This window comes from Zoogloea sp. (genome assembly GCF_017302315.1).
Lineage (GTDB): Bacteria > Pseudomonadota > Gammaproteobacteria > Burkholderiales > Rhodocyclaceae > Zoogloea.
The window spans coordinates 1-18,713 of the sequence record NZ_JAFLDT010000003.1 but is presented as its reverse complement, the minus strand read 5'-3'; the positions used below and the strand labels follow the sequence as shown (position 1 = coordinate 18,713).

Here is an 18,713-nt window from a genome sequence, read left to right as displayed (position 1 = left end):
ATGAGCCCGCACCTCGACCTCACCGCCCCTTACGCCCCCCTGGTCCGCCGCATTGAAACCGAAGCCACCGTCGAGCGCGGCGAGATCCTGCGCATCGACCACTTCCTCAATCATCGCATTGAGCCCGGATTCATCTTTGAGCTGGCCCACGAGTTGGCCCGGCGCCTGTCCTTCTTCCAACCCAACATCGTCCTCACCGCCGAGGCCAGCGGCATCGCCCCGGCCCTGATCGTCGCCAAGACCCTCAACGTGCCCCTGGTATACGCCAAGAAATATTCGCCCCAGGTCGAGCCCCCTTCCATATCGCGCATCATTCCCTCACCCACCAAGGGCGGCGAGACCCGCCTGGTGCTGTCCACCCGCTACATCAAGCCGGGCCAGCGCATCGTGCTGGTGGACGACTTCCTCGCCAACGGGCGTACCGCCACGGCCCTGATCGAAATGGCCCGGGAAGCCGGTGCCGAGGTGCTGGGGGCCGGCTTTGTGGTCGAGAAACGCTTCAAGCTGGGGCGCGAGCACATCGAAGCGCTGCAGGTCCCTGTGGCCACCCTGGCCCAGGTGGAGCGGCTGGATCACGACCGCGCCATCCTGACCCAGCCGCGCGAGGCTTGAACCAGCCCTCTTACGTACGCCTTCAGCCCGGCAATCACGCATCAATGGGAAGCGGGACAAGGCTGTGTTATTAAGGTTCTTTACCCCGCCCCCGGAGTCATGACATGAGTTTGGAGACCGGCGCGACCACCGCTCCGCGCACATCGCTTTCGGTGGAGGAGGCCCGCAACCGCATCCTGGGCGCGGTCAGCCCCATCGATGGCTGGGAACGGGTCGCCATCCGCGACGCACTTGGGCGCGTCCTGCGGGAAGATGTGATCGCCCCCTTCAATGTGCCGGCCCACGACAACTCCGCCATGGATGGCTACGCCCTGCGTGCGGAAGATCTGCCCGATGGCATCGGGGAGCGGTCCTTCCGTGTGATCGGCAGCGCATTTGCGGGGCGAAGCTTCTCCGGCGTCGTCGGTGCGGGGCAGGCCGTCCGCATCATGACGGGCGGCGTCATGCCCGCGGGCGCAGACAGTGTGGTGATGCAGGAGAAGGTCAGGACGGACGGAGAACACGTCCTCATCTCCGCCGGGGTCCAGCACGGGCAGAACGTCCGCCGGGCAGGCGAAGACCTGTCTGAAGGCAGCGTGGCGATCTCCCGGGGCAAGCGGATCGGGCCCGCCGATCTTGGCCTCGTGGCCTCCCTGGGCCTGGCCGAGCTGTGTGTCGCCCGCCGCCTGCGCGTGGCTTTCTTCTCCACCGGCGACGAACTCGCCAGCATCGGCAGCCCCGCGGAACCCGGCCAGGTCTACGACTCCAACCGCTACACCCTCCACGGCGTGCTGACCCGCCTGGGTTGCGACCTCGTGGACATGGGCGTGATTCCCGACCGCCCCGAGGCCATCGAAACCGCCTTCTGCTCGGCCGCTGCGTCGTCCGACGTGATCCTGAGCAGTGGCGGCGTGTCTGTCGGGGATGCCGACTTCATCCGTACTTTGATGGACAGGCTCGGCGAGGTGAACTTCTGGAAGATCGACATCAAGCCCGGCCGGCCCATGGCCTTCGGCCGTATCGGCAACACCTGGATGTTCGGCCTGCCCGGCAACCCGGTGGCCGTGATGGTGACCTACTATCAGTTCGTGATGGACGCGCTGCTGAAGATTGCCGGCGTCACGCCCCTGCCCGAGCGCCCGCTGATCCCGATGACCTGCACCACCGCCATTCGCAAGTCGGCTGGCCGCCAGGAATACCTGCGGGGGCACCTGCTCCGTGAGGATGGCGCCTGGGAGGTGCGCCCTGCAGCCGCCCAGGGCTCCGGCATCCTGCGCTCCATGTCGGAAGCCAACTGTTTCATCGTGCTGGGGGAAAGCCAGGGCGACGTGGCCCCGGGTGACACCGTGGACGTTCAGTTGTTCGACGGGCTGGTCTGAGACGGAAGCGCTTCGACCAGCACACCTGCACGACACAGCCGCGGCTGCCTGTCACCCCGCTTGCCGCAGGGTGTCTCCGCCTGTTCTGCCGGTAACGGCAGGCCTTCCTCGTCCATGCGCGCCTCTACCGTATGCCAGGCAGTCACGCCTCGTCGGTCCAGGCTCAGGCTGAGCAGCCAACCCACCCGGGCGGCCGGCAACTCGAAGCCGTCGAAGACGAAGTTGCCCAGGCTGTAGATGATCGGCCGCCCCTTGTAGATCTCGGCCCCTTGGGTCACATGGGGGTGGCCGCCCACCACGGCGGCGGCCCCCGCATCGATCATGCGACGGGCCAGCTGGCGCTGCCGGGCCGAGGGCACGGGCTCCCGCTCCCAGCCCCAGTGCATGAAGGGAATCACCAGGTCGGCGCCGGCCTTGCGCGCGGCACGGATATCCGACAGCACCTGGCTGTCCTCGCTCCAGGCAATGCCTGACCGGCTGGCCCCGGCTTCGAAAGAACGGGGCTTGAACTCGTTATAGCCCAGCACCGCGACGCGCAGACCCTTGCGCGTGATCCACAGGGGTTCATGGGCTTCGGCCAGGTTGCGCCCACCGCCGAAGTAGCGGATGCCCGCGGCCTCCAGATGGCGCATGGTGTCGACAAAACCCTCCTGCCCGTAATCGCCTGAATGGTTGTTGGACAGGGCCAGGGCATCGAAACGCCCCTGGACCGCAGCCAGCACCCTTGGGTGGGCACGGAAACTGTAGATCTTGTTGGCCAGCGGCGCACCAGTGGTGGCCACCGGACATTCCAGATTGCCGATGCGGTAGTCAGCCCGGCCGAGGATCGACGCGAAGGCGGCCAGCGGGTCGCGCCCCGCAGCCTGCGCCCGGCCCGGACCATCGTCGAGCATGATGTCGCCGGCAAAGAGCAGCTCCAGATCGGCCGCCGTGGCGAGTGTTGCCGTGGCGGTCAGTAGGGCCGCAAACAGGGTCTTGATGGCCTTCATCGCCGCACCTCCGTACGCTGCTCGCACCAGAACTCAAGCTCGCTGTCACGCACCGGCTCATAGACCCGCTGCAGGCCGGTGAAGCCATGCTCGCCCCGGAGGCCCGGCCTGGGCAGGGCATAACTGGCTTGGTGGATGGGAACAGGGCCCTGCTCCCTGTCCACGTAGGTGTAGATCCGCACCCCGGCGATGTCCGCCGGCCGGGCCTGAAAAACCAGCTTGAAGAGGAAGTAGCTGCCCACCGCGACAGCGTCGACGCCGTAAGGGCTGTCCACGTGCGTTGCGCTGTGGATCCGCGTTTCGCCGCCATAGGTGACATGACAATCAATGCGCGGGGCGGCACCGGCAAGGGCCGACGCACTCAAGCCGGACGCCATGCACGCCAGCCAGACGGGGAGGAACGCTACTTTCATCAAGCCTCTCCTGCTCCGGGCAGCGCCACCGGAAACTCGTCCAGCTGCGCGGCCTCGATGCGCTGGAAATGGGCGCTGATCTTGCGCGACGAGGTCTGCACCTCGGCCACGTCTTCACCCGCCTGGCGGATGTGGGTGGCGAGCTTCTGCATGCGTTCGTCGAAACGGTTGAAATCCTTGGCCAGCTTACCGAGGGCGTCCTTGATGACATGAATCTGCTTGCGCGTCTCCACATCCTTAAGCACCGCCCGGGCCGTATTGAGCACGGCCATCAGGGTGGTGGGCGAGACGATCCACACCCGGCGCGTCATGGCATAGGCCACCACCTCCGGGTGGTAGGCGTGGATCTCGGCAAAAACGGCCTCGGCCGGGATGAACATCACCGCACCGTCGGAGGTCACTTCCGGGAGGATGTACTTGCCGGCGATGGCATCCACGTGCTTCTTCACGTCATTGCGGAAGGCCGTCTGGGCGGCGCGGCGCTCCAGGTCGCCCACCTCGCCCTCGAACATGCGGTGGTAGTTCTCAAGGGGGAACTTGGAGTCAACCACCACCATGCCGGTGGGCTCGGGCAGGCGCAGCACACAGTCGGCGCGGGTGCCGTTGGGCAGGGAATACTGGAAGTCGAAGGCCTCCGGCGGTAGGGCGTTGCGCACCAGAGCTTCCAGCTGAACCTCGCCGAAAGCACCCCGGGCGCGCTTGTCACCCAGCAGCTCCTGCAGGCTGACCACGTTGGTGGTCAGATCGCCGATCTTCTTCTGCGCCTCGTCGATGGTGGCGAGGCGGGCCATCACGCTGGTGAAGGTCTCGTTGGTCTTGCGGAAGCCCTCGTCCAGCCGCTGGTTGACGTGCCCGGTGATGGCCTCAAGCCGCTCGCCGACGGTGCGGTTCATGGCCTCGATGCTGTGGGTGAGTTGTTCGGAGGCGCCCTTGAGGCCGCTCTGCAGCAGCTCCCGGTCGGCACGGGCGTGTTCAGAGAGGGTCTTGAGCGTTTCGGCCATCATCTCGCTGCGCAATTTTTCCTGACCCGCAGCGATGGCGCCGGCCAGCTCGGCCAGGCGCAGGGCCGTGCCCTCCTGGTGCTTGCCGAGCTGCCCGACCAAGGCCAGGTGGAGCTGCTGGAGGGCGTGACGGGAGGCCGCCTCACCGCCTTCGAGACGCTCGCGCAGGCGATCGGTCTCACCCGCCACCATGTCCATCACCCGATCGCTGGCGGTGGTCGAAGCGGCCTGCAACTCACGCACGAAATGCAGCTGCTGGTGCCCGAAGAGGCTCTCGAGGCGAGCACCGAGCTCGTCGGCCAGCGTCTCACGCCCGCGCTCCAGTCGGTGCAACCTGAAGATCAGGTAAACCACGCCGGCCAGGAGCACGGCAAGGGCAGCAAACAGCCAGGGGAGAAGGGCAGGCAGGACAGGGGCGGACTCGGGATTCATCGCCGAAGTATACCGCCCCAGGCTGTAAATTAGTTCAGTGCCCGCAGACTGACCAGGGGCGGCTGGGCCAGCAGATGGCGGGTACCGAACCAGCCGGCCAGGGTCACCACCAGCACGCCGGCCAGCGCACCGACGCCCAGGGGCAGCAGGCTGGGCACGTAGGGCAGTTTGAACACGAAATGGCCCAGCGCCCAGCCGATGCCGGTGGCCCCGGCGCCAGCCAGCACCCCGGCCACCAGGCCAAGCACCGCAAACTCGGCCAGCAGGGCCGACCTGAGCTGGGCATTGCGTGCGCCCAGGGTACGCAGAATGGCAAGTTCCTTCTCGCGTTCGTCGTGGGTCGCCTGCAGCGCCCCGAAGAGCACGACGACGCCTGCCACCACGGCGAAGCCGAAGACGAACTGCACCGCGGCGATCAGTTTTTCCACCATGCCGCGCACCTGGGCAACCACAGCAGCCACATCGATGACCGTGAAATTGGGGAAGGCGGCGACGATGCGGTTGGCAAACGCCAGATCGGACGGGGGCAGATAGAAGCTGGTGATGTAGCTCGCCGGGAAGGATTCAAGCATGCCCTGCCCGGCGATGACAAAGAAGTTGACCCGCATGGAGTCCCAGTCGAGCTTGCGCAGGCTGGTGATGCGCGCCTCGCTGCGGGTGCCGGCAATCTCGAAGGTCAGCAGATCTCCCATGGCCAGCCCGAGGGTCTGGGCCAGGCCCTGCTCCACCGAGAACTGGGGCGTGGTGTCGGACCCATGCCAGCGCCCGGCAGCGACACTGTTGCCATCCGGCAGGCGGGTATCAAAGGAGAGGTTGAAGTCCCGGTCCACCAGGCGCCGGGCGCGATCGTCGGTGTAATCGTCCGGCCCCACCGGGCGGCCATTCACCGCCACCAGGCGGCCACGGATCATGGGCTGCAGTGCGGGCTCCCGCCGACCTGCATCCTTGAAGAACTGGCGCACGCCCTCCACCTGATCCGGCTGGATGTTGATGACGAAGCGGTTGGGCGCATCTGCCGGCGTAGCCTGCTGCCAGTTGGTCAGCAGATCGCCCCGCACCAGGGTCAGCAACAACAGGGCGGTGAGGCCCATGCCCAGGGCCAACACCTGCACCAGGCTGGCCACCGGCCGGCGGCGCAGGGAGGCGATGCCATAGCGCCAGCCACTGCTGGCCACGCCACGCACCCGGCCGAGTGCGGCCAGCACCAGCCCGCCCAAAGCGGCATAAAGGGCGAAGGCCAGGGCAAAGCCGCCCACCACCCAGGTGCCCAGCAGCCAGTCCCGGGCGATCCCCACCAGCAGTCCGGCCAGCAGCAGCGCACCAATGGTCCAAGCCACGCCTTCCCGGGCGGCTACGCCATCCCATTCACGGCGCAGTACCCGCAGGGTGGGCACCCGACCAAGGCGAATCAGCGGCGGCAGGGCAAAGCCAAGCAACAGAAGCATGGATACGGCAAGCCCATGCAGCACCGGCCAGAAGCCGGGCGGGGGCAGCGGAAAACCCACCAGCTCGCCCAGCAGGCCGTTGAGCACGAACTGCACGGCGAAACCCAGCGCACACCCCGCCACCCCGGCCGCCAGGCCAAGCAGGGCAAACTCGCCGATGAACATCGCCATGAGCTGCGCTTGCCCGGCGCCCATGCAGCGCATCACGGCGCATCCATCCAGGTGACGCTCCACGAAGCGCCGGGTGGCCAGACCCACCGCCACCGCCGCCAGCACCACGGCCAGCATCGCCGCAAAGCGCAGGAAGCGCTCGGTGCGATCCAGGATGGAGCGCACTTCGGGGCGGGCGTTGTCCACTGTTTCCAGGGTCTCCCCCCGCTTCAGGCGGGCCTTGGCCCAGGCTTCAAAGGTGGCCACGTCCCGGGCTTCTCCAGCCAGGTGCAGGCGGTGGAATGCGCGGCTGCCCGGCTGGATGAGCGCCGTAGCGGGCAGGTCGGCGGCGTTGATCACCAGCCGCGGCAGCAGGCTGAAGAAGTTGGCGCCCCGGTCGGACTCGAAGGACAGCACCGCGGCCATGCGCAGGCGTGAGGCCCCCAGACCCACCATGTCGCCAGGGCGCGCGCCCAGGGCGCTGGCCAGACGCTCATCGAGCCAAAGCTCGCCGGGGGCCGGAATACCTGCCGCAGGGGCATCGGGCTGGTTGAGCCCGGGGGCGATGCGGATCGTGCCGCGCAGCGGGTGGCCGTCTTCCACCACCTTCACGCCAGCCAGCTGGGCACCTTCGGCAGTGCTGGCCATGCTGGTGAAGGTGCTGGACACCACCGACTTCAGGCCGAGCCGATTGGCTTCGGCCCGGTAGGCCGGGTCAAGGGCATGATCTGATACCAGCACCAGATCGCCACCGAGAAGCTGATTGGCCTCACGCCCGAGGGCCTGGGCGACCCGGTCGGTGAAGAAGCCGACACTGGTCAGGCTGGCGACGGCAATGACCAAGGCGACCAGCAGCAGGCCGAGTTCACCAGCCCGCAGATCGCGGCGCAGCATGCGGAAGGACTGGGAAAGGGCTGGCAGGAATCGGTTCATGGGGTCTCAGGCAGCGTCACCGCAAAAAGATTCCGGCCGATGCCGGAATCTCCTGTCGCAAGCTCAGGCTGCAAGCGCAAGCCAGCCTTGCACCAGCCGAACCCAGTAGGCCACACCGAAGGGAATCGCCGAGTCGTTGAAGTCATAGTGGGGGTTGTGCAGGGTACAGCCCCCCTCCCCCGGCCCGTTGCCCAGCCAGATGTAGCAGCCGGGCTTCTCCTGCAGGAAGTAGGCAAAATCCTCGGCGCCCATGCTGGGCTTGGGATCAATGCTCACCTTGCCCTCGCCGCACACTTCCGCGGCCACTCTGGCGCAGAACTCGGCCTCGGGCACGGTGTTGATGGTCGGGGGGTAACCGCGCCGATAGTCGAACTTGACGTTGGCGCCAAAGGCCGCACCCACGCCAGCGCAAACACGCTGCATGGTGTCCTCGACCATGGCCTCGACCTCCGGCCGGAAGGCCCGCACCGTACCGCTGATGCGGGCGATGTCAGGGATCACGTTGTAGGCGTCCCCGGCATGGAACTGGGTGACCGACAGCACGGCGGCGTCCTGGGGGTCGCGGTTGCGGCTGACCACCGATTGAAGCGCCTGGACCAGTGCAGCACCTGCCAGCACCGGGTCGATGCCCTGGTGGGGCATGGCGGCGTGGGCACCATGGCCCTTGATCTCGATATCGAAACGGTCGGCACAGGCCATCACCGGGCCGCGATGCACGGCGATCTCGCCGAGGGGCAGGCCGGGCCAGTTGTGCAGGCCGAACACCGCCTCCATGGGAAAACGCTCAAAGAGCCCGTCGGCGATCATCGCCGGCGCACCGCCCTCCCCTTCTTCGGCGGGCTGGAACAAAAACACCACCGTGCCGTCGAAATCCGGGTTCTTGGCCAGATGCGCCGCCGCCCCCAGCAGCATGGCCGTGTGGCCGTCGTGGCCGCAGGCGTGCATCCGCCCGGGGTGGCGGGAGTGGTGGTTGAAGTCGTTCTTCTCCTGGATGGGCAGCGCATCCATGTCGGCCCGCAGGCCGATGCTGCGGCCACTGCTGCCGGCCCTGAGCACGCCCACAACGCCGGTCTTGCCCACCCCCGTGTGGGTCTCGATACCCAGGGCATGCAGACGCTCGGCCACCAGGGCGGCGGTGCGATGCTCTTCAAAGGCCAGCTCCGGATGGGCGTGGATGTCCCGGCGGATGGCGGTGATCTCGGCGTGATCGGCCCGCAGTTTTTCAAGAAGGTGCATGATGCGTCCCGATAGGCGGCCCCGGCGGCCGTGATGGAGAAATGATAGCAGCGGGGCACGCCCCCGCTCCACCGCAAGAAGCAGGCTCAACCGAATGAAACTTTTCTACGCCGATCACTTCGTGCTGCCCCTCCCCGAGGGGCATCGCTTTCCGATGGAAAAATACGCCCGCCTGCGGGAGCGCCTGATGGGCTCCGGTCTGTTCGCGGCCGAAGACTTTCATGTTCCCGAAGCCGCCAGTGATTCGGAGCTGCTCCGGGCCCACGATGCCGGCTACGTGCAACGGGTTGTCCGCGGCACCCTCGACAAGAACGACATTCGGCGCATCGGCTTTCCCTGGTCGGAGGCCATGGTGGAGCGCTCCCGGCGCTCCGCCGGCGCCACCCTGGCGGCCTGCCGGGCTGCGCTGGAAGACGGTTGCGCCGCCAACCTGGCCGGCGGCACCCATCACGCCTTTCGCGACCGGGGTGAAGGCTTCTGTGTCTTCAACGACGCCGCGATCGCGGCCCTGGCCATGCGCGCCGAGGGCCGGGTCGAGCGGGTGGCGATCATCGACTGCGACGTGCACCAGGGCAACGGCACTGCCGCCATCCTGGCCAACCGGCCGGAGTGTTTCACCTTCAGCATCCACGGCGCCCGCAACTACCCCTTCGACAAGGAGAGCAGCGATCTGGACGTGGAACTGCCCGACGGCACCACCGACGACACCTATCTCACCGCCCTGCAGGCCGCCCTCGGCCCGGTGTTTGCCCGGGGCAAGCCCGACCTGGTGATCTACTTGGCGGGTGCCGACCCCTACGAGGACGACCGCCTGGGCCGGCTCAAGCTCACCAAGGCCGGTCTGGCCGAACGGGACCAGTTGGTCTTCGACAAGGTCCGCCAGCGCGGCCTGCCCATTGCCATCGCCATGGCCGGCGGCTACGCCCGCAAGATCGACGACACAGTCGAAATCCACGCCAATACGGTGTGCACGGCGGCACGCCACTTCCGTGCGCGTCAATCTGCCTCGCTATAATCAGGACAACACCTCAACAAGGATTCCCCGATGCGCTTCGAAGGCTCCGACAACTACGTCACCACCCCCGACCTGATGCTGGCCGTCAATGCCGCCATCCGCCTGCAGCGCCCCCTCCTCATCAAGGGCGAGCCCGGCACCGGGAAGACCATGCTGGCCGAAGAGGTGGCCGCGGCCCTTGGCATGCCCCTGCTGCAGTGGCACATCAAGTCCACCACCAAGGCCCAGCAGGGGCTGTACGAATACGACGCGGTGTCACGCCTGCGTGACTCCCAGCTGGGCGACGACAAGGTCAAGGACATCTCCAACTACATCGTCAAGGGCACCCTGTGGCAGGCCTTCGACGCTGACGTGCCCACCGTGGTGCTGATCGACGAGATCGACAAGGCCGATATCGAGTTCCCCAACGATTTGCTGCGCGAACTCGACCGCATGGAGTTCCATGTGTACGAGACCCGCGAGACGGTCAAGGCCCGCCACCGCCCCATCGTATTCATCACCTCCAACAACGAGAAGGAGCTGCCCGACGCCTTCCTGCGCCGCTGCTTCTTCCACTACATCAAGTTCCCCGACCGGGACACCATGCAACGCATCGTCGATGTGCACTTCCCGGGGATCAAGAAAGCCCTGCTCACGGAAGCCCTGGAAGTGTTCTTCGGCCTGCGCGAGATCCCCGGCCTGAAGAAAAAGCCCTCCACCTCCGAGCTGATCGACTGGCTCAAGCTGCTGGTGGCTGAGGAGATCCCCGTCGAAGCACTGCGCTCGCCCGACCAGAAGGCCAGCATCCCACCCCTGCACGGTGCCCTGCTGAAGAACGAGCAGGACATGCACCTTTTTGAGCGCCTGGTGTTCATGGCCCAGCGCAACCGCTGAGATGCCCTGGCCGACGCCCGCGGGCGAATGAATACGCCCCTACATCCCTCCTCCCGGACAGAGTCATGCTGATCGACTTTTTTCTGCACCTCAAGGCGCGCAAGCTGCCGGTATCCACCAAGGAGTTCCTGACCTTGCTGGAGGCCATCCGGGCCGGCCTGGCGGGCCACAGCATGGAGGACTTCTACTTCCTGGCCCGCAGCAGCCTGATCAAGGACGAATCCCACTTCGACCGCTTTGACCAGGCCTTCGGTGAGTACTTCAAGGGCATCGAAGCCATCCCCGGGCTTGAGGTGGATCTTCCCGAGGAATGGCTGAAGGCCATGATGCAGAAGCACCTGACACCGGAGGAAAAGGCAAGGCTGGAGAAACTCGGTTGGGACAAGCTGATGGAAGAGTTCCGCAACCGCCTAAAAGAGCAAAAGGGCCGGCATCAGGGCGGCTCGAAATGGGTCGGCACCGGCGGTACCTCGCCCTTCGGCAACAGTGGCTATCACCCGGAAGGCATCCGCGTGGGCGGCGAGTCGGCCGGCAATCGTACTGCGGTAAAAGTGTGGGACCAGCGGGAATACCGCAATCTGGACGACAGCGTGGAGCTGGGTACCCGCAACATCAAGGTGGCCCTGCGCCGTCTACGCCGCTTTGCCCGCCTCGGAGCGCCGGATGAACTGGACCTGGACGGCACCATTGCCGCCACCGCCCGCAATGCCGGCTACCTGGATCTGTTGATGCGGCCGGAGCGTCACAATGCGGTGAAGGTGCTGATCTTTTTCGATGTGGGCGGCTCCATGGACGACCACGTGAAGGTATGCGAGGAGCTGTTCTCGGCCTGCCGCACCGAGTTCAAGCACATGGAGTACTTCTATTTCCACAACTGCGTGTATGACCACGTGTGGCGCGACAGCTTCCGGCGCCACTCGGAGCGCACCCCGACCCTCGATGTGATCCACAAGTACGGGCCGGAGTACAAGCTGATCTTCGTGGGCGATGCCACCATGAGCCCTTACGAGATCCTCCAGCCCAATGGCTCCATCGAGTACAGCAACACCGAGGCCGGTGCCGTGTGGCTGCGCCGCCTGGCCGACGCCTACCCGTCCACGGCCTGGCTCAATCCCGAAGCGGAACGCACCTGGGATTACCGCCAGTCCATCGGGATCATCCGGCAGATCCTCGGGGAAAAGATGTTTCCCCTGACCTTGGATGGCCTCACCCGGGCCATCACCCACCTGTCACGCAAGCATTAGACTCAGGGGATCCGGTAGTTTTCCTGGGTCATGATGTCCACGCCGCACTGGAGGTTTTCGATCCAGTCGAGGAAGCGATTGACCATCACCTTGCCCTCGAAGCGGCAGCCGTGCTGGGGTACGATCATGTCCACGTCGAGCTGACGGACCATGTTCACCCAGAAGCGGCAGATCTTGTTGGAGATCATGTAACGGCGGTGGAAGCCGGCCATGGTGATCACGTGATCGTCAAAATCGGTCACCGGCTTGGCCGCCATTTCGTGGTCAACCAAGGATGCACCCATGTCGCCGGAAAAGAGAATCTTCGAGACCGGATCGTAAAACTGGAAATTACCCTCCGAGTGCATGAAATGCGCTGGCAGGGCCTTGATCCTGCTTTCTCCCAAGGCAATGTTCATGCCCTCATCGGGAATGCCGACGATCCGCGCCGTGTAGTCCTTGCCGGTGGTGAAATGGGGGACGAATCGCGTCCACAGGCGCGAGATCATCACCTTGCAGTGGGTCGACACCATCCATTTGTTCAGTGACGCAATGATGTCCGGGTCTGCGTGGGTGGCGAAGATGAAATCCAGGCCACGGGACGGAAAGAAGCGTTGCATGGACATCAACAAGCCGTTGTAGGTCATGTTGCCGCCCGGATCGATCAATGCTCCGTGATCGCCATCGACAATCAGGAACTGATTGCATTGCACGGCATGGTCCGCCTCCTCATCCACCAGATCGTAAAAGGCCAGACAGGCGTGCTTGCCGTTGTTGAAGAGTTCGACAGCCATGGAAATCATTACGGAGAGTGAAATCGGACCGCTACTTTATCCGACTCGCTACCTTAGGAAAACACCAGGCTCGCGGACACTCGTCCGAGACGACATATTGCCTCGTCAGCTTAGAACGTTTGGGGTATCTTCGGCCCCGGGTTTACGCATTCCGATGGAGTCCTTCTTGAGAGCACCGGTTTTTCTGTTGTCCATGGCCGCACTTCTTGGTCCGTTCGCAGGCGGTACTGTGCTTGCGGCCGGCTCAGGACTGCCCGCTGGCGCAGCACCGCCTTTTGGTACTGTCCGCGCACAAGCTCAAGCTGGCGTCCGCCCAGAGAGCCTGCGCCGCCCCTCCGACACCCAGTGCCCCCCCCGGAGCAGTGCTGGAAGTGGCATCACCAGCACCCGCCGCGACCCCTCAGGGCGCATCCATGTCTATGGTGAAACCGCCCCTCTGAACAATCGCAACGGAAACATCTACAACTGTACCGGCGTACCGGGCAGCGGAAAGATACGCGCCAATGCGGGAGCAGGCAGGCCCAAGTCAGCCTACAATGCTCGTACCAACACCCTCAACGCGGCGACCGACGGGTATGTCAACCGTTCGGCCACCAGTTCGATGATGCCGCGCAAGTCGCCATCGATGTACGACCCGGCAACCGGGGTCATCAAGCCTTCCCGCAAACTCAACGCCTACGAGATCTACCAGCGGTAGACGAAACATGGGGGCAGCCCCTCCCGGGCCTGCCCCCATGCTCTTTACCCGCCCGGCGCCCTGAGGCACCGAAGCGGCGTGATCACTTGCTGTTCATGACCAGCATCAGCTGATTGATGCGCTTGACGAAGCTCGCCGGATCATCCAGCGTGCCACCTTCGGCCAGCAGAGCCTGATCGAAGAGCACCGCGGCCCAGTCATCAAACTGTGCATCTTCGTACTTCAGGCGCAGCACCACCGGGTGGCTGGGGTTGATCTCGAGGATGGGCTTGGAGAGCGGCATGTTCTGACCGGCAGCCTTCATCAGGCGGGCCAGGTTCATCCCCATGTCGTGCTCGTCGGCCACCAGGCAGGCGGGCGAATCGGTGAGGCGGTGGGTGACACGGACTTCCTTTACCTTACCTTCCAGGCTGGTCTTCATCTTGTCGAGCATGTCCTTCAGCTCGCCGGTTTCCTTCTCGACGGCTGCCTTTTCGGCTTCGTCTTCCAGGGAGCCCAAGTCGAGGCCGCCCTTGGCCACAGATGCCAGCGGCTTGCCATCGAACTCGGTCAGGTTGCCCACCACCCATTCATCCACGCGGTTGGAGAGCAGCAGCACCTCGATGCCCTTCTTGCGGAAGATCTCCAGGTGCGGGCTGTTCTTCGCGGCGTTGAAGCTGTCGGCGGTGACGAAGTAGATCTTGTCCTGCCCTTCCTTCATGCGGCCGATGTAGTCGGCCAGGGAGACGCTCTCCTCGGCCGTGTCCACATGGGTGGACGCGAAGCGCAGCAGGCCGGCAATCTTGTCCTTGTTGGCGTGATCTTCGCCGACCCCCTCCTTCAGCACCTGGCCGAACTCCTTCCAGAAGGTGACGTACTTGTCCTTCTGGTTCTCGGCGAGGTCTTCGAGCAGGCCCAGAACCTTCTTGGTGCAGCCGGCGCGAAGGGTATCGATGTCCTTGGACTCCTGCAGGATCTCGCGGGACACGTTGAGCGGCAGGTCGTTGGAGTCCACCACCCCACGCACGAAGCGCAGGTACATGGGCATCAGCTTCTCGGCGTCATCCATGATGAAGACGCGGCGCACGTAGAGCTTCACCCCGTGACGGGCCTGGCGGTCCCACATGTCGAAGGGGGCGTGGCCGGGCACATAGAGTAGCTGGGTGTATTCGTGACGGCCTTCCACCTTGCTGTGGGTCCAGGCCAGCGGCGGCTCGTAGTCATGGCCGACGTGCTTGTAGAACTCGGTGTATTCCTCGTCGCTCACCTCGGACTTGGCGCGTGCCCAAAGGGCGTTGGCCTTGTTGACGGTCTCGTCTTCGTCGGTGACCACCTGCTCTTTCTTCTCCTCGTCCCACTGCTCCTTCTTCATCACGATCGGTTGAAGGATGTGGTCGGAGTACTTCTGGATGATGGAGCGCAATTTCCAGCTGGACAACAGATCGTCCTGATCCTCGCGCAGGTGCAGAGTGATCTCGGTACCCCGGTCGGCCTTATCGATGGACTCGACCGTGTACTCGCCGGCAGTATCGCCCGTCATCGAGCATTCCCAACGCACGCCCTCGGCGGCGGCATGGCCCGCCCGGCGGGTGCGCACGGTAACCTTGTCGGCGACGATGAAGGCTGAATAGAAACCGACCCCGAACTGGCCGATCAGGTGGGCGTCCTTCTTCTGGTCGCCGGTCAGCTTGCCGAAGAACTCCTTGGTGCCCGACTTGGCGATGGTGCCCAGATTGGTCACCACCTCGTCACGGCTCATGCCGATGCCGTTGTCAGCGATGGTCAGGGTGCGGGCAGTCTTGTCGAGGGCCACGCGAATCTTCAACTCGGCGTCGTTCTCGAACAGCCCACCGTTCTCGAGGGCTTCGAAACGCAGCTTGTCACAGGCATCGGAGGCATTCGAAACCAGTTCGCGGAGAAAGATCTCCCGATTCGAGTACAGCGAATGGATCATGAGGTGCAGTAGCTGCTTCACCTCAGCCTGGAAGTTCAGGGTTTGCGCGGACGACATTTGCTCGACAGTCATAAAGCTTGCTCCAAGAGAACCGTTAACGACCCGCATATGGGTCCGCCCTTCCGACTTTCAAGCCCTCGCTTCCAACTTATGGAACGACTTCCGCTGTCTTCCTCAATCCTCCCCTCATCACGGTCGTCTGCGTCAGAGGCGGAGCAGGCTACCCTCGTCAGCCCGTCCCTGCGCCGCTTCCGCTTTGCCGTATGGTTTGCCTTCGTCCTGCTTGCCGCACTGACCCTGGGCGGCGCTCTGTCCCTCATCCGCTTCGACCGGGAACAAGCCCTTCAACGGGCCGAGTCCGAGCTTCTGAGCCTCACCCGGGTGCTTGAAGAGCACGCGGCGCGCAGTTTCGGCGAGACGGAAGCAGCTGTCACCGAGATTGCCGGGCATGTAGCCCAGCGCGGTGGTCTGGACACCTTCGGAGAGCGGGATCTGCAGACCCTGTTGCGCCAGCGTGTCTCGAGCTTGCCCGAAGCCGACTACCTGTTCGTCGAGGGGGAGGACGGCAGCCTTGTCGCCGATTCGAACACCCCTTCGGCAAGCGCCGCCAACACCCAACGCAATGGCAGCCACAAGCCAGCGGCAATTCCGCCATTGCTGCGCGAGGGTGTCGAAATCGGCAGCCCGGTACGCAGCTCCGCCAGCGGGATGTGGGTCACCCCCCTGCGCCGGCAGATCTTCGATGCCCTGGGAAGATACCTGGGTACGGCGGGTGCGGCCATGAGCCATCGCTACTTCGAAGGGGTCTACCGGGAGCTTGAACTGTCGTCTGAGGACACCATCCTCATCCTGCACGCAAGCCGAGCCATCACGCTCATCCGCTACCCCCACGCTGACGGACAGATCGGTATCAGTGTTGCAGACTCGCCCGCCGTCGGTGCGGACTCCCAGCAGCGCAGCATGATCGTCACCGACACCTCGGCCACGGACCATGTGGAACGCATCACGGCCTATCGGCGTCTTGCCGACCGTCCTCTGATCGTTGCCACCAGCCGACCGATGGACAGTGCCCTTGCCGATTATTATGAACACCGTGATCGCATCCTTGCCGCGGCGGGGGTGATGCTTGCGCTGCTCGGCGCCCTGGCCTACCTGCTGCATCGGGATACCGTGCGCCGCGATTCAGAACGCGCCGCCTTGGCCGAACTGAACGCCACCCTCGAACAACGGGTTCACCAGCGTACGGAAGAGCTTGAACATTCCAACCGCGAGCTGCTCAGCTTCAGCTACTCGGTATCCCACGATCTGCGTGCGCCGCTGCGCGCAATCAACGGGTTTTCCCATGCACTGGCCGAAGACTATGGCGACCGTCTTGATGAAACAGGCCTGAGCTATCTGACGAGACTGCGTCGCGCCAGCCTGCGCATGGGCGAATTGATCGACGAACTGCAGAAGCTCGCGAGCGTATCCCGCCACACGTTGCGCATCGAAAACACCGACGTCAGCGCCATTGCCCGGGAGATTCTCGACGAACTGGCGGCCACCAGTGCTGGCAGGGTCGTGCACAGCCACGTGGAACCCGACCTGACCGCCGACGCCGACCCGGTGCTGATCCGCAACGCCCTGCAGAACCTCCTCGCCAATGCCTGGAAGTTCACTCGCGATAGCCAGCCGGCACTGATCCAGGTCGGGGGGCGCCCCCATGGCGATGAAAAGCTCTTCTATGTCACCGATAATGGAATCGGCTTCGAAATGGCCCATGCCGCCAAACTATTCCAGCCCTTTCAGCAGCTCCACCGGCGAGATGGTTTCGAGGGGTCCGGGATCGGGCTGGCCAGTGTGCGCCGCGTGGTGGAGCGTCATGGCGGCGCGGTATGGGCCGAGTCGTCGCCGGGCACTGGCACGACGATGTTCTTCACGCTTCCCCGCAGCCCGGCAATGGTCCGCCGACCACGGGAAAAACTGAACACCTGAGGGGCCACTCCCTTCACTCGTATCGGATCTCCAGCACCTCGATCTCACGAAGGCCCGCCGGACTGGCAAAACGGACCACGTCCCCCTCCTTCGCCTTCAGGAGTGCCCGGGACAAGGGCGCGATCCAGCTAATCCGCCCCTCGGAGGCGTTGGCCTCATCCACACCCACGATCTGATAGGTCTGCTCGTCCGTCCCGTCGGCATCACAAACGGTCACCGTGGCCCCGAAAAAGACTTGCCCGGTGTTCTCCTGCTCCGATGGCGTCACCACCGTTGCGCTTTCCAGGCGTTTGATCAGGAAGCGGATGCGCCGGTCAATCTCCCGCAGGCGCTTCTTGCCATAGATGTAGTCGCCATTCTCCGAGCGGTCGCCATTTGATGCGGCCCAGCGCACGGTCTCCACCAACTGGGGGCGCTCGTCCCGAACCAGCTGATCCAACTCGGCCCGCAATACCTCATAGCCTTTGCGGGTCATGTAGTTGCGAGTACCGGGCGGCAAGCTCGGTACGCCTGGCAGAGACTCTTCGTCGTCTTCCTGCTCGTTTTCCTTCACGAAGGCCTTGTTCACCCTGGAGAACTCCGGATCTGCAGAATTGGGGGAGCAAATGTTAGGGGCCACCTGCCGGGCTGGCAAGCCGCCGGCAGATGGCCCCACAACTCAAAGACCCGTCAATGATAGATCGCGGGCTGAGTCATCAGGGCATCCCGATCCGCGATCCAGTTTTCGAAGTCATCCATCTGGGTCGCGGAGGCACTCAGCTCGCGCAGCTCCTGCCGAAAGCGACGTGCCGCCTCATCGCGAAAGAGCCCTCCCACCCCACGGCGCTTGTCGATCACCTCGACCGCATCGACATTGGGATAATCCACCACATAAAGCACCGGATTGTTGAGCATGATGTTCATGACCGTTCTCCTGATTGCTGGTTTGACTGCATGGGCACTCTCGCTACTGTAGATGGGAACACTGTCGCCGGGTTCAAGTTCCCGACCGGCGTTGTATTTCGGCGGCCTCACGCCTAAGATTGGCTGATCCCGCCCCAAAGTTATGAGCATCAGGCATGAATGACAGCAATGAACCCGAAATCGACGCGGGCAACCTGCCTTCCCTGCTGGCAACCTTGTCCACCGAGCACCGGGATCTCGACGCGGTCATTTCCCAGATATCACACGCACCGCCACCGGGGAGCGAACTCCTGCTGCGCCGCCTCAAGAAGCGCAAGCTCCTCCTGAAGGACCGCATCGCCATGATCCGGCGCATGCTCGATCCCGACATTCCCGCCTGATCCCCCTTTCATCCGCAGCCGACCCGACCACGCATGCCCATTCACCGTAACGCCGGGGCCGACACGCTCGCCCTGCACGCCGGCCAGACCCCCGACCCGGTGCATCACTCCCGCGCCACCCCGATCCACTTCACCACCAGTTACGTTTTCCAAGACAGCGAGCACGCCGCAGCCCTCTTCAATCAAGAGCGGGCCGGACACGTTTACTCGCGCATCTCCAATCCCACCAATGCCGTCCTGGAAGAACGGATCGGGCGAGCAATGGACGAAGAGTTGTCTAATGAAATACTTTGGTGCATTTAGGCATCCTAGCCATTGTGTGTACCTCGTCGAACACTCCAGATCGGAAGAG

Annotated in this window: 17 protein-coding genes and 1 pseudogene; 9 read left to right on the top strand and 9 right to left on the bottom strand. The window is 64.4% G+C overall.

All coding sequences use genetic code 11. The features are described 5' to 3' along the window. Nucleotides 1–612, top strand: coding sequence for a xanthine phosphoribosyltransferase (gene xpt / locus J0L98_RS01635; protein WP_296409634.1), 612 nt, complete (start codon nt 1–3; stop codon nt 610–612). 104 nt (nt 613–716) lie between these two features. Continuing rightward, on the top strand, nt 717–1,970 hold the full coding sequence (gene glp, locus J0L98_RS01630) for a gephyrin-like molybdotransferase Glp (protein ID WP_296409632.1): 1,254 nt from the start codon (nt 717–719) through the stop codon (nt 1,968–1,970). Here the strand turns inward: glp and J0L98_RS01625 are convergent. From J0L98_RS01625 to J0L98_RS01605, 5 genes are all read right to left on the bottom strand, one after another. After that, a complete protein-coding gene (locus J0L98_RS01625; protein ID WP_296409629.1) occupies nt 1,946–2,959 on the bottom strand; it encodes a CapA family protein in 1,014 nt (337 codons plus the stop codon). The two genes, glp and J0L98_RS01625, sit on opposite strands and share 25 nt — an antisense overlap. Next, a complete protein-coding gene (locus J0L98_RS01620) occupies nt 2,956–3,372 on the bottom strand; it encodes a hypothetical protein (RefSeq protein WP_296409628.1) in 417 nt (138 codons plus the stop codon). The genes J0L98_RS01625 and J0L98_RS01620 overlap by 4 nt, the downstream gene beginning before the upstream one ends. Beyond that, on the bottom strand, nt 3,372–4,805 hold the full coding sequence (rmuC, locus tag J0L98_RS01615) for a DNA recombination protein RmuC (RefSeq protein ID WP_296409627.1): 1,434 nt from the start codon (nt 4,803–4,805) through the stop codon (nt 3,372–3,374). Before rmuC ends, J0L98_RS01620 begins: the two co-directional genes overlap by 1 nt. A 29-nt stretch (nt 4,806–4,834) precedes the next feature. Continuing rightward, nucleotides 4,835–7,333, bottom strand: a complete 2,499-nt coding sequence (locus tag J0L98_RS01610; protein ID WP_296409625.1) for an FtsX-like permease family protein — start codon at nt 7,331–7,333, stop codon at nt 4,835–4,837. Between the two features lie 63 nt (nt 7,334–7,396). Further along, nucleotides 7,397–8,569, bottom strand: a complete 1,173-nt coding sequence (locus tag J0L98_RS01605; RefSeq protein WP_296409623.1) for a M20 aminoacylase family protein — start codon at nt 8,567–8,569, stop codon at nt 7,397–7,399. A 94-nt stretch (nt 8,570–8,663) separates the two neighbouring features. On the opposite strand from J0L98_RS01605, the gene J0L98_RS01600 reads away from it, so the two are divergent. The 3 genes from J0L98_RS01600 to J0L98_RS01590 all read left to right on the top strand — a co-directional run bounded on the left by J0L98_RS01600 (nt 8,664) and on the right by J0L98_RS01590 (nt 11,701). Beyond that, a complete protein-coding gene (locus J0L98_RS01600; RefSeq protein ID WP_296409622.1) occupies nt 8,664–9,584 on the top strand; it encodes a histone deacetylase in 921 nt (306 codons plus the stop codon). A gap of 30 nt (nt 9,585–9,614) precedes the next feature. Then, on the top strand, nt 9,615–10,457 hold the full coding sequence (locus J0L98_RS01595; protein WP_296409620.1) for a MoxR family ATPase: 843 nt from the start codon (nt 9,615–9,617) through the stop codon (nt 10,455–10,457). A 65-nt stretch (nt 10,458–10,522) separates the two neighbouring features. Next, a complete protein-coding gene (locus J0L98_RS01590; RefSeq protein ID WP_296409619.1) occupies nt 10,523–11,701 on the top strand; it encodes a VWA domain-containing protein in 1,179 nt (392 codons plus the stop codon). 2 nt (nt 11,702–11,703) lie between these two features. On the opposite strand, the gene J0L98_RS01585 is transcribed toward J0L98_RS01590, so the two are convergent. Then, nucleotides 11,704–12,474 carry an MBL fold metallo-hydrolase gene (locus tag J0L98_RS01585; protein WP_296409618.1) on the bottom strand — a complete coding sequence of 257 codons (771 nt, stop codon included), beginning with the start codon at nt 12,472–12,474 and terminating at the stop codon, nt 11,704–11,706. A gap of 166 nt (nt 12,475–12,640) precedes the next feature. On the opposite strand from J0L98_RS01585, the gene J0L98_RS01580 reads away from it, so the two are divergent. Next, on the top strand, nt 12,641–13,171 hold the full coding sequence (locus tag J0L98_RS01580) for a hypothetical protein (protein WP_296409617.1): 531 nt from the start codon (nt 12,641–12,643) through the stop codon (nt 13,169–13,171). 82 nt (nt 13,172–13,253) lie between these two features. On the opposite strand, the gene htpG is transcribed toward J0L98_RS01580, so the two are convergent. Then, a complete protein-coding gene (htpG, locus tag J0L98_RS01575) occupies nt 13,254–15,176 on the bottom strand; it encodes a molecular chaperone HtpG (protein ID WP_296409616.1) in 1,923 nt (640 codons plus the stop codon). A gap of 78 nt (nt 15,177–15,254) precedes the next feature. Here htpG and J0L98_RS01570 point away from each other — a divergent pair, with 78 nt between their 5' ends. Then, nucleotides 15,255–17,078: an ATP-binding protein gene (locus tag J0L98_RS01570; RefSeq protein ID WP_296409614.1), complete on the top strand. Its 1,824-nt coding sequence runs from the start codon at nt 15,255–15,257 to the stop codon at nt 17,076–17,078. 13 nt (nt 17,079–17,091) lie between these two features. Here the strand turns inward: J0L98_RS01570 and greB are convergent, their stop codons facing one another. After that, nucleotides 17,092–17,646: a transcription elongation factor GreB gene (gene greB, locus J0L98_RS01565; RefSeq protein WP_296409612.1), complete on the bottom strand. Its 555-nt coding sequence runs from the start codon at nt 17,644–17,646 to the stop codon at nt 17,092–17,094. Between the two features lie 101 nt (nt 17,647–17,747). Further along, nucleotides 17,748–17,981 carry a hypothetical protein gene (locus J0L98_RS01560; protein WP_296409610.1) on the bottom strand — a complete coding sequence of 78 codons (234 nt, stop codon included), beginning with the start codon at nt 17,979–17,981 and terminating at the stop codon, nt 17,748–17,750. A 155-nt stretch (nt 17,982–18,136) separates the two neighbouring features. Here J0L98_RS01560 and J0L98_RS01555 point away from each other — a divergent pair, with 155 nt between their 5' ends. Together J0L98_RS01555 and J0L98_RS01550 are read left to right on the top strand one after the other, a co-directional pair. Next, nucleotides 18,137–18,361, top strand: a complete 225-nt coding sequence (locus J0L98_RS01555) for a DUF465 domain-containing protein (protein WP_296409607.1) — start codon at nt 18,137–18,139, stop codon at nt 18,359–18,361. 33 nt (nt 18,362–18,394) lie between these two features. Beyond that, a pseudogene (locus J0L98_RS01550) lies at nt 18,395–18,613 on the top strand (PLP-dependent transferase); the annotation flags it as partial. Nucleotides 18,614–18,713: the final 100 nt, after the last annotated feature.

What these genes read in the sequence shown, in the direction of transcription:
- J0L98_RS01600 (WP_296409622.1), top strand. Translation starts at nt 8,664, where the DNA reads ATGAAACTTTTCTACGCCGATCACTTCGTGCTGCCCCTCCCCGAGGGG.
- J0L98_RS01560 (WP_296409610.1), bottom strand. Translation starts at nt 17,981, where the DNA reads ATGAACATCATGCTCAACAATCCGGTGCTTTATGTGGTGGATTATCCC.
- J0L98_RS01610 (WP_296409625.1), bottom strand. Translation starts at nt 7,333, where the DNA reads ATGAACCGATTCCTGCCAGCCCTTTCCCAGTCCTTCCGCATGCTGCGC.
- J0L98_RS01555 (WP_296409607.1), top strand. Translation starts at nt 18,137, where the DNA reads ATGAATGACAGCAATGAACCCGAAATCGACGCGGGCAACCTGCCTTCC.
- rmuC (WP_296409627.1), bottom strand. Translation starts at nt 4,805, where the DNA reads ATGAATCCCGAGTCCGCCCCTGTCCTGCCTGCCCTTCTCCCCTGGCTG.
- J0L98_RS01605 (WP_296409623.1), bottom strand. Translation starts at nt 8,569, where the DNA reads ATGCACCTTCTTGAAAAACTGCGGGCCGATCACGCCGAGATCACCGCC.
- J0L98_RS01590 (WP_296409619.1), top strand. Translation starts at nt 10,523, where the DNA reads ATGCTGATCGACTTTTTTCTGCACCTCAAGGCGCGCAAGCTGCCGGTA.
- J0L98_RS01585 (WP_296409618.1), bottom strand. Translation starts at nt 12,474, where the DNA reads ATGGCTGTCGAACTCTTCAACAACGGCAAGCACGCCTGTCTGGCCTTT.
- J0L98_RS01625 (WP_296409629.1), bottom strand. Translation starts at nt 2,959, where the DNA reads ATGAAGGCCATCAAGACCCTGTTTGCGGCCCTACTGACCGCCACGGCA.
- J0L98_RS01620 (WP_296409628.1), bottom strand. Translation starts at nt 3,372, where the DNA reads ATGAAAGTAGCGTTCCTCCCCGTCTGGCTGGCGTGCATGGCGTCCGGC.
- htpG (WP_296409616.1), bottom strand. Translation starts at nt 15,176, where the DNA reads ATGACTGTCGAGCAAATGTCGTCCGCGCAAACCCTGAACTTCCAGGCT.
- xpt (WP_296409634.1), top strand. Translation starts at nt 1, where the DNA reads ATGAGCCCGCACCTCGACCTCACCGCCCCTTACGCCCCCCTGGTCCGC.
- J0L98_RS01570 (WP_296409614.1), top strand. Translation starts at nt 15,255, where the DNA reads ATGGAACGACTTCCGCTGTCTTCCTCAATCCTCCCCTCATCACGGTCG.
- J0L98_RS01595 (WP_296409620.1), top strand. Translation starts at nt 9,615, where the DNA reads ATGCGCTTCGAAGGCTCCGACAACTACGTCACCACCCCCGACCTGATG.
- glp (WP_296409632.1), top strand. Translation starts at nt 717, where the DNA reads ATGAGTTTGGAGACCGGCGCGACCACCGCTCCGCGCACATCGCTTTCG.